We start from the raw sequence: 17,687 nt of genomic DNA, 5'->3' as shown, positions 1-17,687 counted from the left end.
AAAGGCCCCTCCTCAAAAGCCTTGAATGTTCAGGCAGGCGTCCTCGACCCCCGTGAAGCGCGCTTCCTCGTGACGCGCGTGTTGACCTGCTCGATGAAGGTCCAGATTTTCGGGTTTCTGGAGAGTTCTGCGATCTTGGTCTCGAGTGATCCGAGATGACGCTGGACGGCCTCCCGGGCCGCTTCCACATCGCCTGACTCGATTCCATCCACGATTGCCTCGTGCTCCTCGATAACCTTTTCTGTGCGTCTGACTGCAAACACGCGTTTCAGATGCCGCATACGGTCCATTTCCCCCTTGGCCTGGTTGACAACACTCCAAGCTCCCGGGAGACGGGCGGCTGCAAAGATGTTTTTGTGGAACTCCTCATCAAGCAAAAAGAAGTTCGTGAATTCTTCGTCTTTTGCAGCAATGCGCTGATTTGAAAGGCAGGTCTTGAGGCGCGCAATGTCTTCGAGCGAATGACGTTTGGCAGCCTCTATCACCGCCCCCTCTTCAAGCTTGAACCGGATGAAGCAGGCTTCCATATACCGCTGCACATCGATCGGAGAGATGTAGGTACCGCCCTGCGGGACAACGGTGACGAAACCCTCTTCCGACAGGCGAATGATCGCTTCACGTACCGGCGTTTTGCTTACATTCAGGAGAGCGGCAATCTCTTTTTCGGACAGGGCGCGCCCTGGAAGCAACTTGACTTCCACGATGAGCTTGCGGAGCAGCGCATGGATCCGGTTGGTCATGTTACCCCCCTGCGGCAGCTCTTCAGGTGTGACGAGCTGAGACAGGGGAAGCGATGGAAACTCGTGGGCTTCAGACATATCAAATCCATAACTGAGATATCAGATATATTTCTGACATATCTTCAGAGTCTGATAATGTCAAGCTGCTGATCTGGTGCAAATATCAAGCGGGTGGGTAACAAGCGGGTGCACATCCCCTTTCTCTGGAGAACGCAATTGCCCCAGGATGTGGGTTTACCGATGTTCTCAGTGGGATTTTCATTGACCTTCGCCTGCGAAGGTGAAAACGAACCGAACTTTGCATTGCCACTCTATGCTTAAAAGTGCCGTCACGGATCGGTATTCCATATCTTTCAGCTCCCTATAAGGGTTGTTTTAAGTGGAATTTTGCCATATAAAACCCCTAAAGGGGTCCGTATTATGCGGCTGACATTTGAAGTTTTCTGGAACGACGAGTGGCATATCGCTGCCGTGGCGGATTTGAATCATGTCGAGCGTGGATATGGCGGCCCCTTGGACCTCAGCTATGAGTTGGACTATTTTGTCGACCAAGCGTCTGTCGACTACCAGGATGAAGGTTCGGTCACAGATGCCCGGGCGCTATCCGTAAACTATCCCGTCAATCTGGCGTCGCACTATCGCGACACTTGGCCACCCTTCCTTCTCGACCTAATGCCTCAGGGGCACGCGCGTAGAAAGCTTGCCGACCATTTGAAGATCAATGTCGATGCGCCAGAGTCCGACCTATCCCTGCTCATGAGGGCAGGCGGAAATCCAGTTGGTAATGTCCGTATAAAGGAAGCTGCCGAAGCGGAGGCCGAGCGACTGACACATGTTCAGCGTGCCGGGGTGACGTACCAGGACATTCTTGAACGATCAGACCTGTTCATTGAAGTCGTGGATCGATTTGGCATGATTGCCTCGGGTTCAAGTGGTCTGCAGGGCGAATGGCCCAAGGCTTCGATGACCCAAGCCACAGACGGTCTCTATTATCCGGATACATTCATTGATGATAGCGAAGCGGTAAGCCACGTCATCGTGAAACTACTCAGAAGCCGAGAAGAGCAGGATCGCCTGATCCTGGAAGGGGAGGCTGGTTACTCCCGGCTCGCACAGAATTTAGGCCTGAATGTGTACGAACCTTCACACTATGCCAACGGGGTTCTCATCATTCCTCGTTTTGATCGGCGTATCGAAGATGGGCGTCTAGTGCGTTACGGGCAGGAAAGCATGGTTTCCGCGATAGGTGTCGCGGAGTTTGGCCATCTGGCCAGCCACGAGGATTTCATCAATGTCATTCGTCGCAGTTCTGATGAACCTTACAACGATATTCTCGAGTATGTGAAACGCGACATTGCCAACAGAGCGTTTGGCAACCCAGACAATCACGGTCGCAATACCGCACTTTCGAAGGCACCGGACGGCGGCGTTCGCCTGTCACCGCTGTTTGACTTCGCTCCCATGAAGCTTGCTACCGAAGGGATCGCTCGTTCAACGCGTTGGTCAGCAATGCGCGATACACACCGCGACACCAATCCTGACTGGTTCGACGTTTTTCAGGCGGTGTTCCCCAACAGCCCGGATGACGCTGAAAGGTTATTGGAAGCGATCGCTGAATTCGCAGACACTATCCTTCGGCTGAGCGATCTCGAACAGTTTGGTATTCCGCATGCGGTATCGCAGCGTGCCGCAGCCAGTTTGCACAGTGTCTGTATCGGCGTTCTTGAAGCCCGCAACCGCAAGGGCAAAGGATAATCTATGCCCAGAATGAGAAAGCTCAGCCGAGACGAAATCCGCGACCTTCGCAAACAATTAAGCGCACGCGCAGTCGCAGCTGACCTACGATTGCCGGACGCTGTCCTCGACATGAGGAAATCACTTGGGCTTACCCAGAAAAAATTCGCTGACATTACAGGAATTACCAAGCGACAAGTGGCGGAAATAGAAACGGGAAAAGGAAACCCGACAATTGAGACTTTGGACAAGATAGGAAAGCTCTTCGGGTTCTCACTTGGCTTTATACCAAAGGATCCTAATCGCTCAGATTAGATTAGTAACGGCTCGCGGCAAAAGTTGGATGGAAAGTAACTTGGTAACTGAACCATACTGTCCTGGACGAAGGTTGCTCAATCTCTTTCACTCAGGACGTTGGGATATGCAATGCGAGGCTGGGAAACACACCGCCTTGCGGATTTCTGGATCGCAGTGGACGACGTTTGCGACGCCCTTCCGGTAGATACTGATAGAGGCCAAGCCTATAATCTTCCTTGCTGTAAATAAAATGATATATTGTCTCTTTACAAACGCGGACGAGGCTTTGTCCCTCCAACAACAGGCGCCCGCGATCTGCCCGGAGACCAGCCTGCCTCCAACTGGTTGATGATTTCCGTGCGCAAATTCGGTTGCCGCCGAAGCTTTCGCAGCCGGGGTCGCCGTTCCCTAGAGATATCGTGAGCTACCGTGCTATAGTAACTGTCGTAGTCCGGCAGTTCACGATCATGGAACGTGTTGCGCCTAATCTCGCGATAGATCGTCGAGCGATGACGGCCAAGTAGACGCGCCACCTCGTTGATGGACACTTTCGCTGTCATCAGCTGTTGAAGGCGTCGGCGATCGGCGAGGGTGATTTGCGTGTAGCATCTGGACATGCCAAAATCTCCAAAGTGAAGCCATTGAAATTACTGGCACGTCGCACTTGGAAATAGAATGGACGCGGCTACAGCTGTTAATCGCATAATCTATCTTATGGAACTTCCGGCTCGCTATCTGTCGATATTCGAGGTGTAAACACGGAACCAACTGAAGCAGCTTGAAAACACTGGCGCTGGATTGCGTGGCTGTGCGCAGCATCGTATCTGGAAATCCGTTGAAGCCCCACCTGTTAGGATGCCGCTCCGTTGATATTTTCGACGGCTGGTAACTTCGCCCCTCTGACACTCGGCCCAGTTCCGCAAAAAACGGGCGACGGCAACGGGCAGCATCGGCAACAGGCTTGGATTCGCGCGTCATCAGCCGCACCACAAGGTTCGCCTCAACATCCGCATGCCAAAACGTAGCACCCTATGCTGGCTCCTTCGAAGGAGCTTAGACCTGCCTCACTTTGCAGGCAACGGGTTTTTCACACCCATGGTAGCGATATGCCTCTATGGAACAATGAAATTGATCATGATCAACAAATGGGCGATTCGAGTACTGTCGGCCGATGAAGTCTCGCCAGATGCCCCGTGCTGTTTCATAGACCTTTGACTCTTATCAATGCGCCCCAACATCTCCCGGGATGTGATGGTTCGGGTTCAAAGTTTGAAAACCTCTTGAACGACGTTTTCACGACCTTGTCACGCGAAGACGAGGCAAGCTCAAGCAAAAGGGAAATTGGAATGTCTCTCGACACGCAAAAGGAGGTCATCACCTTTCTCAGCGATCCCGCCTCCTTTGGAGAGACAGAACGCGTCGAAACGATCGAAACGCATATTTCGATCGTCTTTCTGACCGGCGCCAGAGCCTACAAGCTCAAGAAATCCGTGAAGCTGCCCTATCTCGATTTTTCGAGCCCCGAGCTTCGGCTGGACGCCTGCCTTAAAGAGATATCTCTCAATTCGCCGACAGCACCCGGGCTCTATCTGGGTGTAAAGATCATTTCCAGGGATGCAGATGGCCAGCTCCGGTTTTCCGATGACGGCACACTTCTCGATGCCGTCGTTGAAATGACGAGGTTCGATCAGGACCAGCTATTCGATCATCTTGCCGCAGCAAACGAACTCACAGACGCGTTGATGACATCGACGTCCCGGATGATCGTCCATTTTCATGAGCGTGCGACCATCGCGCATAATCTCGACGGGAGGCGTCAGATGGAGCAGGTTCTCGACGTCAACGAAGCCGGTCTGAAGGCGAGTTCCGTCTTTGCCCGGGACGAGATTGATCGACTTAATTGCGCTTTTCGCCGAACCCTAGAGGGCCATTCAGAACGACTGCGGGAACGGGCGGACAAAGGCAAGGTCAGACGGTGTCACGGCGACCTGCACCTGCGCAATATCTGCCTTTTCCAACACGAACCGAGATTGTTTGATTGCATCGAATTCAGCGACGAAATTGCCACTACCGACGTTCTCTATGACTTGGCTTTCCTGCTTATGGACCTCTGGCACCAGGGACACAGTCACCACGCGAACCTAGTGATGAACCGCTACCTCGATGAATCCGACAACGAGGACGGTTTTGCACTCCTGGCCTTTTTTCTGGCGGTACGCGCTGCTGTAAGAGCCCACGTGATCGCGACGCAAGCCGACGCGACAACGGGTGATAGAACGGCGCTTGCCGCTCAAGCGAGATCTTACTTCGCGTTGGCGCAACGCCTGCTGATTGTTGAGCCGCCCGAACTGGTTGCCATTGGCGGATTGAGCGGTTCTGGAAAAACGACCGTTGCAGAAAGCATTGCACCTCACCTGGGTGTGGCGCCAGGTGCGCGAATTATCGAGAGTGATCGTATCCGCAAGGCTTTGCACGGCGTACCGGCAGAAACCCGGCTTCCCGAGGCGGCATATCGCAGGGATGTATCCGAACGCGTTTATGGGGACATGGTCCTGAGGACACAGGTCATCCTGGCCGACGGTGGCAGTGTGGTAGCGGACGCCGTCTTTGACAGCGCAGATCATCGCGCCACCATCGAGGCTGCTGCGCGACGATACCAGGCTGACTTCCACGGATTTTGGCTCGATGCGGATCCCGCCGTTCTCTGGAGGCGTGTTCGGGACCGGCGCAGCGGACCGTCGGACGCCAATGTCGAAATATTGCAAATGCAACTTGCCCGAAGAACAGGCGATATGACGTGGCAAAGGATTGACACATCCAAGAGCCTGCAGGCCTGTTGCGACGACATCGCAGCCATCCAGAGTGAGAATCGTCCGTCGACCGGCAACTCACAAACAGATTATCAAAAACGATAGACGTTTCGACCGTTGGAAGACAGGCATCGAACAACCATCGTAGCACTAGGCGATGTTTCTATGAATGCCCGCAAAGCAGGAAGAGACGCTACTCCGATATGTCGTCCAAGTTTGCGATCGCCGCGTGCCTGACAATGGATCTCCGTCCATAATTCGATTTGCCACATAACGCCTTTCTGCAAGAAACCTCACCAGCCGACGCGGCCTCGCCAACCGGGCGATTTACTACACCCTAATCCAGGAGTTCGCGCAGCCTTATTGCAAGTTCACGTGCCGTATAGGGTTTTTTGAGCCAGCTCCCCTTCTTCGCAAGCTGCCGCCCGGCTACCGCTGGCTCGGCATAACCCGAGGTAAAAAGAACCCTGATATCCGGACGAATAGTGCGGACGAGATCGGCAAGCTCGTCACCCGCCATGCCCCCTGGCATCACGATGTCCGAAAAAAGAAGATCGATGTCGGAATGATTTTCCAGATGCTGAAGCGCTTCCACACCATTGGACGCCTCCACAACACGATAGCCAAGCGCGGCAAGACGCGCAATCGCGACACGGCGGACGCGCGCGTCATCTTCAACAACGAGAATCTTTTCCCCGCGACCGGGAGCGATCACAGTTGAGACATCCTTGATATCGTCTTCCAACGGCCCCGCAGAATCCATGGCGGCGGGAAGAAAGATTCGTACACTCGTTCCCTGTCCCGGCTCACTGTAGAGCTGAACGTTGCCACCGGATTGCCTGGCGAAGCCATAAACCATGCTCAGACCGAGACCCGTGCCGGCTCCAGCCTCCTTGGTTGAGAAGAAGGGCTCGAACGCCTTTTCCTTCACCTCCGGCGCCATGCCTGTTCCCGTATCTGTGACCGAGATCTGCACATAGTTGCCCGGTTTTATGCTCGGATACATATGTGCGTAGTCCAGGTCCAGCTTCACGCGCGATATTTCGACCGTTAACGCCCCCCCTTTAGGCATAGCGTCGCGCGCATTGATAACCAGATTAAGGAGCGCATTCTGCAACTGCGATGCATCGACGATAGCTTCATTGCGGAAGCCCGTCACGACAATGGCGAATGCGATTGCTTCACCGAGGGTCCGCCGCAACAAGTCGGAAATTGTTCCTATGAGCTCACCAATGTCGAAGCGCTGGGGGTTGAGCGGCTGTCGACGACCAAATGCCAGAAGCTGGCTTGTCAGCTTCGCACCGTCCTCCGCAGCATCCTGCGCTTCACGAATGAGATATCGAACACTTTCATCGCTCAGTTTACTTTCAGCCATTTCAAGATTGCCACTGATAACGGTGAGCAGGTTGTTGAAATCATGCGCCAGGCCACCGGTCAACTGACCGATTGCCTCCATTTTCTGTGACTGGCGCAACTCCTCCTCAATTTTCTGCCTGCTGGTCAGATCGCGGATAAAGCCGGTAAAAATACGATTGCCATCGGCTATCGCCTCACCTACGGCCAGCTCCATCGGAAAGCGCGAACCATCCTTTCGCCGGCCCGTCACAACTCGCCCGTAACCGATAATGCGTCGTTCGCCGGTCGTCAGGTAGCGCGCTATGTAGGTGTCATGTGCGGCCCGGTCCGGATCGGGCATCAGCATTTTGACGTTACGTCCGACGACCTCGACTGCGCCGTAACCAAAGAGCCTTTCGGCCGCCGCACTGAACGACGAGATGATACCCGTGGCGTCGATAACGACCATCGCGTCTGGAACGGTCTCCAGAATAGAAAGAAGATGCGCTTCGCGCCTCGCCAATTCATCCTGCATTTTCTTGAGATCCGTCACATCATTATTCGTCTGGATGATGACAGGCGACTGATCACCACCAAGATCGACGAACACCCACCGCGTTGCGATCAGACGTTTTTGACCATTCTTGTGGTGGTGGACGGCGTCTGCCGCGGTTGAACGTGATCAGGCCGGGCTGGTCGCCGCGAAAAACAGGGTTTCCGTCCTCATGACGCAACGCGATCAGGCGGTCGCCCAGCGCGAAAGGTCTGTCGCAAACTTGCGTCAGGCGGAACTCAACCTCTCCTATACCGAGATTGTCTCCCCGGTGAACGGCACGGTGGGCGCGCGGTCGATCCGCCTGGGTCAGCTCGTAGCGGCCGGAACGCAGCTCATGGCGGTCGTTCCGCTTGACGCCGTTTACGTCGTCGCCAACTACAAGGAAACCCAGCTTGCCCATGTTCGAGCAGGACAGCCGGTGGTGATTGAAGTGGACGGTCTACCCGGCGCCGCACTCAAGGGGCACGTCGATAGCATCTCGCCGGCGAGCGGCCTTGACTTCTCGCTTCTGCCGCCAGACAACGCGACCGGGAACTTCACCAAGATCGTCCAACGCATTCCCGTGAAGATCGTCATCGACGATGCTAAGATGAAAGGCCGTCTGAGATCCGGCATGTCGGTCGAATCGTCGATCGACGTCAAGACAGCAAAATAGCTCCGGACGCGTACCGTAGCTCGCAGGAAGCTGCACGCCGGCACGGGCTGGGCTTTGCCACCCGATCGTTGGATGGCGTGGAAATGAGCGAGGTGTGCGCTGGCTGCGGCATATCGCGCAAGACCGGCTACAGGATATTCTATCGCTATAGGAACTATGGGCTTGAGGCTCTGACGGAGCGGTCGCGGCGTCCGATCCGCTATGCTAACCGACTTCCCGATCTTGTCGAGGCGATGATCCCGCAGCTCAGGAAGATGGAATTGCGCATTGCATGCTGCGACCTGGAAACTCGCGTGGAGGGCTCAATTGGCTATTCCTTGCTCCCACGCTCACTCCTGAAATACACCTCAGATAGCCGAAAATTCCCTTTGTTTCGCCTGCACTGAGCAACGATATCAATACTGGCCTTCAAAAAAGCCACGATGTCGGCCCGATCAAGGCCCGCGCCGCCCTCTGACTCCTTAACGAGCAGAACCAGCTGCTCAAAAGCCATTTCTGCCGAGTTAGCATGAACGGTGGTTATTGAGCCAGGGTGGCCCGAATTCACGTTCCGGATATAATAAAAGGCCGTCCCGTCGCGAAGCTCCTGAAGCAGAATCCGATCCGGCCGCATACGAAGGCAGGATTCGAGAAGCTCTTTCGGTCCGGCACGCGAAAGCCCCTGCCCTCCTTTCGAGTAAAACAAGCGCACGTGGTTGGGTTGTGAGATAACGAGTTCCGGAGTGTCCTCGATTGAAATGACCCGCTCGCTTTCAGGAATATGCTTGATCAGCGCTTTGGAAAGTGTCGTTTTTGCCGAACCCGTGGCGCCAGAAATGATGATGTTTTTTCGAGCGATGACGGCCTGTCGCAAGAAATCCTTGAAACGGCCTGCGCGATAGGTTTCGCCCAGCTCCTTATCCTGCGCGGAGGAGATACTGTTCGTCGCGCATGCTGTCTGGAAAAATCCCTTTTCCTCCAGATCATCAAGGCTGAAGTCGATCGAGGAAGGCTTGCGGATTGTCATGCTGACAGCGTCTTTGATCGTCGCCGGAGGAATGACGATCTGGATCCGCTCTCCCCCTGGTAGGGTCGCCGACAATATCGGATGCGTCTCATCGATTGACTGATGGGAGAAACTCGCTACGGCCCGGGCAAGACGCATGAGTTTTTCGAAGGTAAGTTCCGGCATTTCATGGGTCCGCCAACCACCGGGACCTTCCGTCAACACCTGCCCGGGCCGATTAACAATGACTTCGAAGAGGGACACGTCCTGAAGGAATGTCGAAAGCGGCTTCAACAGCTCGCTGACCACAGCCGAATCCTGCCTCTGTGACATTTCGCGCCCTATTTCGTTGAGAGCGTCGATCGTGGCGCAAAATCCCCCAGGACTGCACGATCGAAAACGCGGTTTCTGGGTTCGGTCACCCGAAGACTGTAGATGCCGGAAAAGTCGAGATCGCGAGCCACAAAGATCGAAACCGGCTCACCCTGGTGCTTATTGAGTGTCGGCGGGATATTGATGGACTGTTCGACCGCGATGGCGGCCGCCTGTTGACTGGCACCCACGGTTTTTTGCGCGTCGACACCGCTGTCGTGAAGCCGACGGCTTGAGTAGCTCGTTGCGTCACCGACAATGGAAAGCAGCAGAGCGCTTCCGAACCGCTCCCACCAATGGGTGTCGACATGGCCACCGACACCCGCACGACCAAGCGCATCAGTTGCTGGTGATGCGAGAGTGACGATAACGCCCTTCGGCGTTTTTGCGCGATTCCAGAGAATGAACAGGCGCTTTTGTCCGCGTTGAAGACCGCCGCGATATTCGCCAACAACCTGCGTGCCCTTTTCCATCAACACGACCCTGCCATTGTCAGAGAGGACATCTCGGTTGATCACACAAGTGGTAAAGCCCGGCTGGTCGGACGCTAACGCGGTTTCAAGAATGCAGGGAATAGACGTTCCCATAGCAACGATGAAATCGCGGTTTCCAAGTGTACCGGCCCTTGAGCCTTCAAGTCGCGTTGGCCGCAGCAGGCCATCGAAACGATCCTGCTCATTGTTCTGCAGGTTCTGTACGGTCACATTGTTGTCGAGGGGCACGAAATTTCCGTTGTCGGAAGGATAATAGCTATCGCTTTCGCTCCGTTCTTTCCGGTTCTTGTTGCCACCACTGAAGGCCATAACGGGTGCACGGCGAGCGGAATCGAGCAGTTTGTCCTGCTCTTCAGTAACCGGTTGGGCGACAGGCGTTGGCAGTTTTACTTCAGGCAGCGTCTGTTCCGGTTCAACTTTCTCTTTTGCAGCCTCAAAGGGGGTCGTCTGACGAATAACGATCCGTTCAGGCTGAACATTGTCATCTCTTCCCTTCTTTCCCGTCGTTGACCAAAACGCGAAGCCAACGAATGCGATGATCGCAACTGCAACAGCGCCGCGTTTCAAAACAGGGTCGTTGTCGCCCCCGCGACTGGTCACGATTTCGGCACGCTCTCCGAGGATGCGATCCTCGTCATCCTGATCCATGACTATTCCCTTCATTATTGCCCGGAAATGTCGCTCTTTGCGACGCGCTCCACCGAAGGAGACGTTGTGTTGGTGTCAGGATTGATACCAACGCGGTCGTAGGCTTCGTTGAAGATGCAGAGCACATCCTTGCCCCGACGCAGGATGAACTTGCGGCTGATCGCATGCACCATCACCAGATCTCGATCGACCGACTTCGGAACAAGGCTTTCGGATCCATCGGAGTTCTCCATATAGATCGCGGGCATTTCCTGATTACCCACAAAGGCGAAGGTCGTGATCTTGCCGTTGTCATAGACACTTTGCGGCTCCAGCGCCTGCGAGCCCTGAGCCGAATAGCGCCAGTTTCGAGGGCCATATGCTTCGTGAAGCGAAAGCACATTATCGGCATCCTTCGCCTGGGCCGCAAGCGCCCTCGACGCTGCCTCGCGGCGGCGAAGCTCGGCTTCGTCGTCCGGATATCTGTACTTGACGTAGAAGTAGGTGTTTTGACCAGCCTCCACCGAGCCGTCGCGCACCGTCAGTTCCATCTGGTAGCTACGGGTCGAGCCATTCCTGCGCGTCGTCACCACGGATATATTCGTCACCGGCTGGTTCTCGCGCGGTTTCAGGAACAGGGTGTTGCCGGCAGGCGCAACTTCCCAGGCAACACTGTTACCGAGAGCGACGTGGGCGATTTCTTCATCCGCCGCGAACTCAACCTGTACGGATGACCGCAAGGACCCGACGACCCTCGTGATATTGTAGGGTTGGTAGTTCACAAACCGGACACGGCTGTCTTGCGATGCACCTCGTGGAACGTCAAGCGCAAGCGCTGGCGACGCCAAAAGATGAAGGATTAACGCAAGGATTGATGGGGTTCGCATCATCTTACCTCCTCCGGATCTGCACGATATTCGCTGATGACAAAGCCGAGCGGGTTTACGAGACGGTCCGTCGACGACATCGGAGCGTTGGCGTAGGAGTAGGTCAGCGACGCAACCCAATGAGTCATTCGGACTTCCTCGCCGCGCCTGATGGTTCGCATGTAGCGCACGGAGACAACATTCTCATTGATGAGGGAGATCGAGGCGATATCGATCCTCGCTGTGGCGCCGCGACCGTAAATATTCTGAGGCGATTGCGGATTGGTGCCACGGTAGAGGGCCGAAAAACGCGTTTGCTCCGCCTGCGTCGACAACAGGGCGACGGTGCGGAAATTTTCCTGTGCTTCGCTCCAGACGTAACCCTCGCGCGCCCTTACATATTTTGCAGCGAAATATTTCGTCACCGCCTCATCGTAGGTGCCTGCCGTCGATGTCAGCGCCGACACGACATCGACGATGCCGGTGGAATTGTCGACGCGCACCACAAAGGGCTCAACCGTCTTGAGGGGTGTAAGACCCGCGACCGCGAAGACGGATATACCGGCGACGATGCCTGACACTATGGCGATCGACCAGGCAATCCTGTTCGATCGCTCGACCTGGATCATCCGGTCCTGATCGAAACGGCGTGCTTTGTCGAAGTAGCTCTTGAGATTATCTGCCGTCACCATGTCTCATCCCTCACAGCGGCGATAGGAAGCGTCGATATCCAGATAAGCAAAAACTGCGGTCTGGCTGGCCTCTTCGGTGAAGGGTGTGACGGACGTGGACGAATTCGCATTGGATTGCTGCTGCTTCAGCTTGCTGTCGCCGTCCCAGCCCCACATCGAGCGGTTCATTGGCCGGCGCGAATAGCCGTCGCATTTTGGCAAGGGGTGGGTGATTGAAACGCAGCCGACAAGTGCGGCTGAAAAGACGAGCAACAGGGCAGGCTTAATCATTCAGCAGGCCTTTATTTATTGTTCCGGATTGGGTGTTATACGCTGGCATTTCTTGATCCGAAGGCGCGGCGGGCAAACCGGGCACCGCGACCAATCATCCGACCCGTGTAAGAGGCTCCTCGGGCCAGCATGCCTTCATGGGCATCGCGTGCGGTCGTATAACCATAGACCAGCGAGGCGCCACCAGACGCCAGCGACGATGCAATACCGGGTAGCTGGTAGAATACATAAAGTGCGGCTATCCCGATGGCGCAAAGAGCAATAGGGCGCATAAGGACATCGCTGTAGCTGTCGATTGCGGTGAAGGCCGAGTCGATGCAGGAGATCAAAAGCGAACCGACGGCAACGACGAGCACCTGCAGGATCACGAAGTTTGCGAGCTGCCCGATCCAGGCTTCCGTAAAACGGCGCGTCGATTGAAACATGGCAAGCGCGATGAAAATCGGCCCGATCGCCAGGACGATCGCCAGTGCCAACCGTGCATAAAGGGAAACAACATAACCGATCCCCGCCACCAGAAAGCTGATGCCGATCACCATTATGCCGCCCACACCCGTGACGACGTCAATCGGCCAGGACGCTCTTGTCCAGATATCGGCCGCAGAGGCCTGACCCTTGTCCAGCAGGATGTCAAAGGTGCTGGCACTTAGCGCCGTACCTGCATTCAGCGCCTGAGCGATCTCGCGTGGCAAAACATCGAAGAAGATGTTTGTGACATAGGTCTGGTATTCGCCGGCGTTCTTCACCAACATGACTATGATCGCGAGTTTCATCGCGCGAAAGGTAAAGTCAAGGATGGGTTCCTGGACCGAGCCCCGAAGGATGAGATAGCCGTAGAGGACAACATAAAGTGTCACTGCCACCGTCAACGGACCATCGACCCATTCGGCTATGTTCGACGTTCCATCGGAGACGAAAATCTCCAACGGCCGCTTGAACTGACCGTCGATAAACTCAAACACCTGGTACATTTTGTCAGCCTCCCAATGCCTTGCGCATGTTCTGGAGCCGGAGCTTAACGTCGGCCGCTTCCGCGTTCAGGCAATTGGGCGTCTGGCGCAATTCACCCGGGTTGTTGCGGCACTCGGAGATCGTGCGGGACAGTAATCCGGTGTCGGCGACGAACTCGTCAACCGTGTGAGTTCGCTCCGCCTCTTGCGAGCAAGCCGCCAAGAGCAACGTGCAAAAGACGATGAGAGGGCGCCTCACTGCAACGCCGCCTTCATAGCGTCCATCCGTTGGCGCCAATCCTCCGCCTTGCGCTGTTCGTCGACCTGGTTGTGCGCCTGCTGCACCATCCTCAGCCCCTCCATCCGCAGGACGTCGGTCTGCAGGAATGCCTGTTCGGCCTGCAGCCGAGCCTGCAGGTCGGCAATCTCCTTGGCGTCGCCAGCCGTGGAAATCTTTACCCGTAGCTGATCAATCCCGTCGATGCGCCTGGTCGCCGCATCGTAGATCTGCTCACCAAGGCTCATCTGTCCGGCATTCCTGTTCTGGATCCGGGACAATTCCTGCGCGTAGAAATCATCGGCGTCAGTGCGGTAGGCCGAGTTCCCTTCTAGAAACTTTGAGGCGGAATCGCCGAACGCGCCGGTGCCGTTGCCTTTGAGCAATCCCTCAATGGCGGCGAAGTCGGAGGGAAGCGCCTTGCGGATTGCCGGATCGTTGAGAATATTGGCCACATCCGCCATATCGGTCAGTTTGTTGAGCGAGCCATAAAGCTCTCGAGCCTGCTCGATCTGCGCATTAAGCGCGTCGAGTTGCGACTTGAGCTGTGCGATGCTCTCGATCTGCTTGGCAATCGCAGCCTGATCGTTGACAGGAATCCCCTGACCTACCGCGCCTTCAGCGGCAAGCATGAGCACCGCGCCGAGTAGTACGCCACGAAGTCGATAGGAAGTCATCAGCTTGCACTCCTTTGCTGTTGGAAAACGGGAAGCCAGGTCTCAACGTCATCTCCAACCTCCGCGCGGATCGCGTCGAGAAGTTCGACATTGGCGGTCCGGCCCGAGAGGATGGCGAGCTCGTCATCGAAACCGTTCAAATCGAGCTCGGCAACGACACTGTTGTGTCCCTGCTTCAGCACGAACCGCCGGCTCTCGACCGAAAGCTCGCGAGCGATGAGCTCGTATTCGCGCTCCGTGAGTTTGAACCCTTCGACATAATCGGCATGATTACCGCGCGGGTTGGGCAGGAATATTTGTGTCGCGCATTGCTCGATAATCGTGTGCGCGATCGGCGAGTTCAGTGCGTCGCGCGGACTTTGCGTGGCAAAAAGCATCAATCCATTTTGTTTGCGAATGGTCTTCAGCTTGTTTTGCGCGAGATCGCGGAACCCCTCGTCGCGTAGCGCCTTCCAGAATTCGTCAATGACGATGATGATCCGTCGGCCGTCGATCAGTTGCTCGACGCGATGAAAGAGATAGGCCATCAGTGGCGTGCGGATTTCCTCGTTGTCGAGGAAGTCGGTCATGTCGTAGCCTATGAACTTGCCTGATCCGCGCAAATCGCCAAAGCCGATATTCTCGATGGCATTGTCGAAGACCCAGCCAAGCGGTCCTCCCCTCTCCCATCGGCGGAGCCTGGCGGCGATCCCTTCCGGATCCGTATTGTTGAGGAAAGTTCGCAGAGCCCCTATCGTCCGTTGATCGGCGGGCAGGTCGGCAAGGCCGTCAATTGCCCCCGAAATGTCGCGAAGTTCGGTAACCGTCAGTTCCCGCTTCGCTGACCCCACGAGCCTGCCGACCCACCGCGCCAGAAACACCTTGTTTTCCGGCGTCAGGTCGAGTGCCTTCAGAGGAGCGCAGCCGGTCTCGACCCCGTTCTTCAGCGGCAGGTAGGTACCGCCGGCAGCGCGAACATAAAGCTCCGCACCGCGATCCTTGTCGAAGAACACCACGTGTGGATCGTGCTTTTCCAGCTGTGACAGCATAAAATTGACAATCACGGTTTTGCCCGCTCCGGACGGACCGCACATGAAAGTGTTGCCGAGATCGCCATGATGGAAACTGAAGTAGTAGGGCGAGCCCGAGGCGGTCTTGAGCAGGGCGACGGCAGGTCCCCACTCATTGCCGTCCTTCTGTCCGATCGGATAGGAATGGAACGGTGACAGTGCTGCGAAATTCTTCGAACTGATCGCACCCGAGCGCGCGCGGTAGCGAAAATTGCCCGGAAGTTGCGCCCACCATCCCGCTTCAAGGCCGAGATCCTCACGCGCAACGACAGCCCCGCCACTGGTCAGGCTGGCGCGGACTTTTGCCAGATTGTCTGTTAATTCCTTTAACGCGGGCGCAAAGACGCAGAGCGTCAGGTGATGCTCGCCTATCACGAAGCGGTTGGACTCCAGGTCGTCCATCGCATCGTCAAGTTCATCGATCTGGGAAGCTGCCTTGTCGCCACTGCTTACCAACTGGTTTTGCTTACGTCCCATGATGATGCGTGCGTCCGCCTTCGACACAAAGCAGAACGACTGTGAGAGGATGAGCTCAAACGGACTGTTCAGCACTCCGTCCAACATGCCTGTCCTGGTGCGAGCCGGATATTCCTTGAAGCTCAGCATGCCGGCAAAGCGGCTTTCTGCCTCATGTCGGATCTCGATCGTTTCTCGACCTATGATTACGCGATCAGAGTAAATTGCCGAGGCGACGCGGCCTTCGGTCAGTGGCACACGCTCACGCCGCCCACCGACGATCTGGTGCAGCACCTCGCTCGGTGCAGAAAAGAGCATGCCTTCCTGTTCATATAGAGAAAGGACACGTGGCTCGAAACGCCTCAAGCCCGACACTATATTGGCGACCTTGTCTTTTAGCTGTTTCAGAGCCTCCCCATCCAGCTCCATATCGAGACGTTTTGACCGCCGAAGGTGCGAGAGCAGCTTTCCCGCCTTGTCCGCAGGGTCACGTGCTGGCGACCAAAGGGCGGTCAGATAGAGATCATTGCGAAACAGATGTTCGCCCGCCATGCGTTCCCGGTATTTCTCGTTGAGCGAGGCAGCAAATGGTGTTGCAAACGTTCCACCCGGATAATCGCTGTCCCTGCGCCGAATGAGATGGGTCCAGATCGCGAGCCGCTCATCGGCTATATTTCGATAAAGTGTGTTGAGGTCGCGATGGAGCGCGTTGAGGTCGAGCAGATCGGCGGTTTCGAAGGACACGCCTGCGAGCGCGACCATGACCATGAGTGTGCGGGACTCGAGCGCAATTGTCGTTTCGTCTACGTGCCGCACGTAAGGGATAAAAGCCTCTGGCATGAGTTCGCGTGATCTGAGTTTTGCGATGTCAGGCAATTCCAATATCCCTTTTGTCGAAGCGGCGTGCCAGTCTGAGAGGCGAAAGTGTTGCCCCGCCCCAATAGGCGCTGTTGCGTGACCGGCCGCGTGTCTCGATCCAGGCAAGCAGGATGCGGAACATGTTGTGATCGTGCTTGACCAGCGCTCGGAAGATGAGATGAAAAACGATGCCGACGAACGCGTAGGAAATTGATCCGGCGACGATATAGAGGATCGTCGTGAGCATGATGTTGAAGCCCATAGCCTCGATCGTGACGCCGGCAATCATCGCGGGCCGTGTGCACGCGATGAAGAGTGTGTCTTCTTCGATAACCGTTCGTCCGTCTGCCATCTTCAGCCGCCGACGATGGTGTTGACGAGTTCGGTGGCACCAAAGATGCCGCCAATGCCGATGATCCAGAAGCCCGCTCGCCTTAAGTCCATGTAGCCAAACATCCAGGCGATGCAGATGACGATGACCGCAATCACAGCCAGAAGCTTGGCAATGTTTCCCGTCAACATGTCGACGATGTTCTGCAGGACGGTTTCGATACCGGCGGCTTGCGCGAAGGCGGGCTCAACCATCGTCACCACAATGGCGGCAGCGATGACGAACGAAGTGACGACGGGCCTGATACGGGAACTGATTATCATTCACTCTGCTCCAATTCCAATTGATTGTCCTGAAACACCAGGACGGATGACCGGCGCCGGGTCTTGAAAACGTCCCACGCGGACGCCGTTGAGATCGCGGATGCTTCCCCGAAGCTGTTTTCCGCCGCCACCTCGGCTGCGACGTATGCCTGGGACGAGTTCACCGCAGCGTTTGTCCGCGACCCCTCCCCCATGCCGCCGATTGTTGATTGAGCCGAAGCCGTGCACCGCTGTTGATCCGGATGTTGAACGGAGCGAACCGGCTTTGCAGGCTGACCACACCTGCGGGAGCCACCGTTGCAACGAAGGGCGCACAGGCCTGCGCAAGATCTG

At 55.9% G+C, this 17,687-nt stretch carries 17 protein-coding genes and 3 pseudogenes; 6 read left to right on the top strand and 14 right to left on the bottom strand.

Annotated features, from left to right (window positions below; genetic code table 11):
* Positions 1–29 precede the first annotated feature (29 nt).
* Positions 30–818, bottom strand: coding sequence for a GntR family transcriptional regulator (locus PL597_RS14095; RefSeq protein ID WP_271365468.1), 789 nt, complete (start codon positions 816–818; stop codon positions 30–32).
* A 342-nt stretch (positions 819–1,160) separates the two neighbouring features.
* On the opposite strand from PL597_RS14095, the gene PL597_RS14090 reads away from it, so the two are divergent.
* Positions 1,161–2,495, top strand: coding sequence for a type II toxin-antitoxin system HipA family toxin (locus PL597_RS14090; protein ID WP_271365466.1), 1,335 nt, complete (start codon positions 1,161–1,163; stop codon positions 2,493–2,495).
* 12 nt (positions 2,496–2,507) lie between these two features.
* On the top strand, positions 2,508–2,789 hold the full coding sequence (locus tag PL597_RS14085; RefSeq protein WP_333781945.1) for a helix-turn-helix domain-containing protein: 282 nt from the start codon (positions 2,508–2,510) through the stop codon (positions 2,787–2,789).
* Positions 2,790–2,879: 90 nt separating this feature from the next.
* On the opposite strand, the pseudogene PL597_RS14080 reads toward PL597_RS14085, so the two are convergent.
* Positions 2,880–3,388, bottom strand: a pseudogene (locus PL597_RS14080) (transposase); the annotation flags it as partial.
* A 729-nt stretch (positions 3,389–4,117) separates the two neighbouring features.
* Here PL597_RS14080 and PL597_RS14075 point away from each other — a divergent pair.
* The gene (locus PL597_RS14075; protein ID WP_271365463.1) at positions 4,118–5,686 is read left to right on the top strand and encodes a bifunctional aminoglycoside phosphotransferase/ATP-binding protein; all 1,569 of its coding nucleotides are present in this window, start codon (positions 4,118–4,120) and stop codon (positions 5,684–5,686) included.
* A gap of 232 nt (positions 5,687–5,918) precedes the next feature.
* On the opposite strand, the gene PL597_RS14070 is transcribed toward PL597_RS14075, so the two are convergent.
* A complete protein-coding gene (locus PL597_RS14070; protein ID WP_271365462.1) occupies positions 5,919–7,526 on the bottom strand; it encodes a PAS domain S-box protein in 1,608 nt (535 codons plus the stop codon).
* 49 nt (positions 7,527–7,575) lie between these two features.
* Here PL597_RS14070 and PL597_RS14065 point away from each other — a divergent pair.
* Together PL597_RS14065 and PL597_RS26340 are read left to right on the top strand one after the other, a co-directional pair.
* Positions 7,576–8,127, top strand: a pseudogene (locus tag PL597_RS14065) (HlyD family secretion protein); the annotation flags it as partial.
* Between the two features lie 47 nt (positions 8,128–8,174).
* A pseudogene (locus PL597_RS26340) lies at positions 8,175–8,381 on the top strand (helix-turn-helix domain-containing protein); the annotation flags it as partial.
* Between the two features lie 56 nt (positions 8,382–8,437).
* Here the strand turns inward: PL597_RS26340 and virB11 are convergent.
* The 11 genes from virB11 to PL597_RS14005 are packed head-to-tail and all read right to left on the bottom strand — an operon-like array spanning position 8,438 to position 17,354.
* Positions 8,438–9,445, bottom strand: a complete 1,008-nt coding sequence (gene virB11 / locus PL597_RS14055; protein ID WP_217006066.1) for a P-type DNA transfer ATPase VirB11 — start codon at positions 9,443–9,445, stop codon at positions 8,438–8,440.
* Between the two features lie 8 nt (positions 9,446–9,453).
* Positions 9,454–10,626 carry a type IV secretion system protein VirB10 gene (gene virB10 / locus PL597_RS14050; protein ID WP_271365459.1) on the bottom strand — a complete coding sequence of 391 codons (1,173 nt, stop codon included), beginning with the start codon at positions 10,624–10,626 and terminating at the stop codon, positions 9,454–9,456.
* Between the two features lie 14 nt (positions 10,627–10,640).
* A complete protein-coding gene (virB9, locus tag PL597_RS14045) occupies positions 10,641–11,495 on the bottom strand; it encodes a P-type conjugative transfer protein VirB9 (RefSeq protein WP_217006062.1) in 855 nt (284 codons plus the stop codon).
* Positions 11,492–12,163 carry a virB8 family protein gene (locus PL597_RS14040; RefSeq protein ID WP_217006060.1) on the bottom strand — a complete coding sequence of 224 codons (672 nt, stop codon included), beginning with the start codon at positions 12,161–12,163 and terminating at the stop codon, positions 11,492–11,494. The genes virB9 and PL597_RS14040 overlap by 4 nt, the downstream gene beginning before the upstream one ends.
* A gap of 3 nt (positions 12,164–12,166) precedes the next feature.
* On the bottom strand, positions 12,167–12,433 hold the full coding sequence (locus tag PL597_RS14035; protein ID WP_217006058.1) for a hypothetical protein: 267 nt from the start codon (positions 12,431–12,433) through the stop codon (positions 12,167–12,169).
* Between the two features lie 35 nt (positions 12,434–12,468).
* A complete protein-coding gene (locus PL597_RS14030) occupies positions 12,469–13,404 on the bottom strand; it encodes a type IV secretion system protein (protein ID WP_271365457.1) in 936 nt (311 codons plus the stop codon).
* Positions 13,405–13,408: 4 nt separating this feature from the next.
* Positions 13,409–13,642: an EexN family lipoprotein gene (locus tag PL597_RS14025; protein WP_217006054.1), complete on the bottom strand. Its 234-nt coding sequence runs from the start codon at positions 13,640–13,642 to the stop codon at positions 13,409–13,411.
* Entirely contained in the window at positions 13,639–14,337 is a 699-nt protein-coding gene (gene virB5, locus PL597_RS14020) for a P-type DNA transfer protein VirB5 (protein WP_217006051.1), read from the bottom strand. The genes PL597_RS14025 and virB5 overlap by 4 nt, the downstream gene beginning before the upstream one ends.
* Positions 14,337–16,682 (bottom strand): VirB4 family type IV secretion/conjugal transfer ATPase, encoded by a 2,346-nt coding sequence (locus PL597_RS14015; RefSeq protein WP_416372231.1) that lies wholly within the window; start codon positions 16,680–16,682, stop codon positions 14,337–14,339. The genes virB5 and PL597_RS14015 overlap by 1 nt, the downstream gene beginning before the upstream one ends.
* Before the next feature lie 28 nt (positions 16,683–16,710).
* Positions 16,711–17,052, bottom strand: a complete 342-nt coding sequence (locus PL597_RS14010; RefSeq protein WP_149148710.1) for a type IV secretion system protein VirB3 — start codon at positions 17,050–17,052, stop codon at positions 16,711–16,713.
* A 2-nt stretch (positions 17,053–17,054) separates the two neighbouring features.
* Complete coding sequence (locus tag PL597_RS14005; RefSeq protein ID WP_217006047.1) at positions 17,055–17,354, bottom strand: TrbC/VirB2 family protein; 300 nt, start codon at positions 17,352–17,354, stop codon at positions 17,055–17,057.
* 63 nt (positions 17,355–17,417) lie between these two features.
* Between PL597_RS14005 and PL597_RS26335 the strand changes: the two genes are divergently transcribed.
* Entirely contained in the window at positions 17,418–17,567 is a 150-nt protein-coding gene (locus PL597_RS26335; RefSeq protein WP_217006045.1) for a hypothetical protein, read from the top strand.
* The last annotated feature ends 120 nt before the right edge of the window (positions 17,568–17,687 follow it).

It is taken from the genome of Agrobacterium sp. ST15.13.013 (assembly GCF_027956525.1).
GTDB classification, from domain to species: Bacteria; Pseudomonadota; Alphaproteobacteria; order Rhizobiales; family Rhizobiaceae; genus Agrobacterium; species Agrobacterium salinitolerans.
Note: the sequence above shows the minus strand (reverse complement) of the source record. Positions and strands in the feature narration are given on the sequence as shown.

What these genes read in the sequence shown, in the direction of transcription:
- PL597_RS14005 (WP_217006047.1), bottom strand. Translation starts at nt 17,354, where the DNA reads ATGATAATCAGTTCCCGTATCAGGCCCGTCGTCACTTCGTTCGTCATC.
- PL597_RS14040 (WP_217006060.1), bottom strand. Translation starts at nt 12,163, where the DNA reads ATGGTGACGGCAGATAATCTCAAGAGCTACTTCGACAAAGCACGCCGT.
- PL597_RS14015 (WP_416372231.1), bottom strand. Translation starts at nt 16,682, where the DNA reads ATGCCAGAGGCTTTTATCCCTTACGTGCGGCACGTAGACGAAACGACA.
- virB11 (WP_217006066.1), bottom strand. Translation starts at nt 9,445, where the DNA reads ATGTCACAGAGGCAGGATTCGGCTGTGGTCAGCGAGCTGTTGAAGCCG.
- PL597_RS14090 (WP_271365466.1), top strand. Translation starts at nt 1,161, where the DNA reads ATGCGGCTGACATTTGAAGTTTTCTGGAACGACGAGTGGCATATCGCT.
- PL597_RS14010 (WP_149148710.1), bottom strand. Translation starts at nt 17,052, where the DNA reads ATGGCAGACGGACGAACGGTTATCGAAGAAGACACACTCTTCATCGCG.
- PL597_RS14075 (WP_271365463.1), top strand. Translation starts at nt 4,118, where the DNA reads ATGTCTCTCGACACGCAAAAGGAGGTCATCACCTTTCTCAGCGATCCC.
- PL597_RS14035 (WP_217006058.1), bottom strand. Translation starts at nt 12,433, where the DNA reads ATGATTAAGCCTGCCCTGTTGCTCGTCTTTTCAGCCGCACTTGTCGGC.
- virB5 (WP_217006051.1), bottom strand. Translation starts at nt 14,337, where the DNA reads ATGACTTCCTATCGACTTCGTGGCGTACTACTCGGCGCGGTGCTCATG.
- PL597_RS14085 (WP_333781945.1), top strand. Translation starts at nt 2,508, where the DNA reads ATGAGAAAGCTCAGCCGAGACGAAATCCGCGACCTTCGCAAACAATTA.
- PL597_RS14030 (WP_271365457.1), bottom strand. Translation starts at nt 13,404, where the DNA reads ATGTACCAGGTGTTTGAGTTTATCGACGGTCAGTTCAAGCGGCCGTTG.
- virB9 (WP_217006062.1), bottom strand. Translation starts at nt 11,495, where the DNA reads ATGATGCGAACCCCATCAATCCTTGCGTTAATCCTTCATCTTTTGGCG.
- virB10 (WP_271365459.1), bottom strand. Translation starts at nt 10,626, where the DNA reads ATGGATCAGGATGACGAGGATCGCATCCTCGGAGAGCGTGCCGAAATC.
- PL597_RS14095 (WP_271365468.1), bottom strand. Translation starts at nt 818, where the DNA reads ATGTCTGAAGCCCACGAGTTTCCATCGCTTCCCCTGTCTCAGCTCGTC.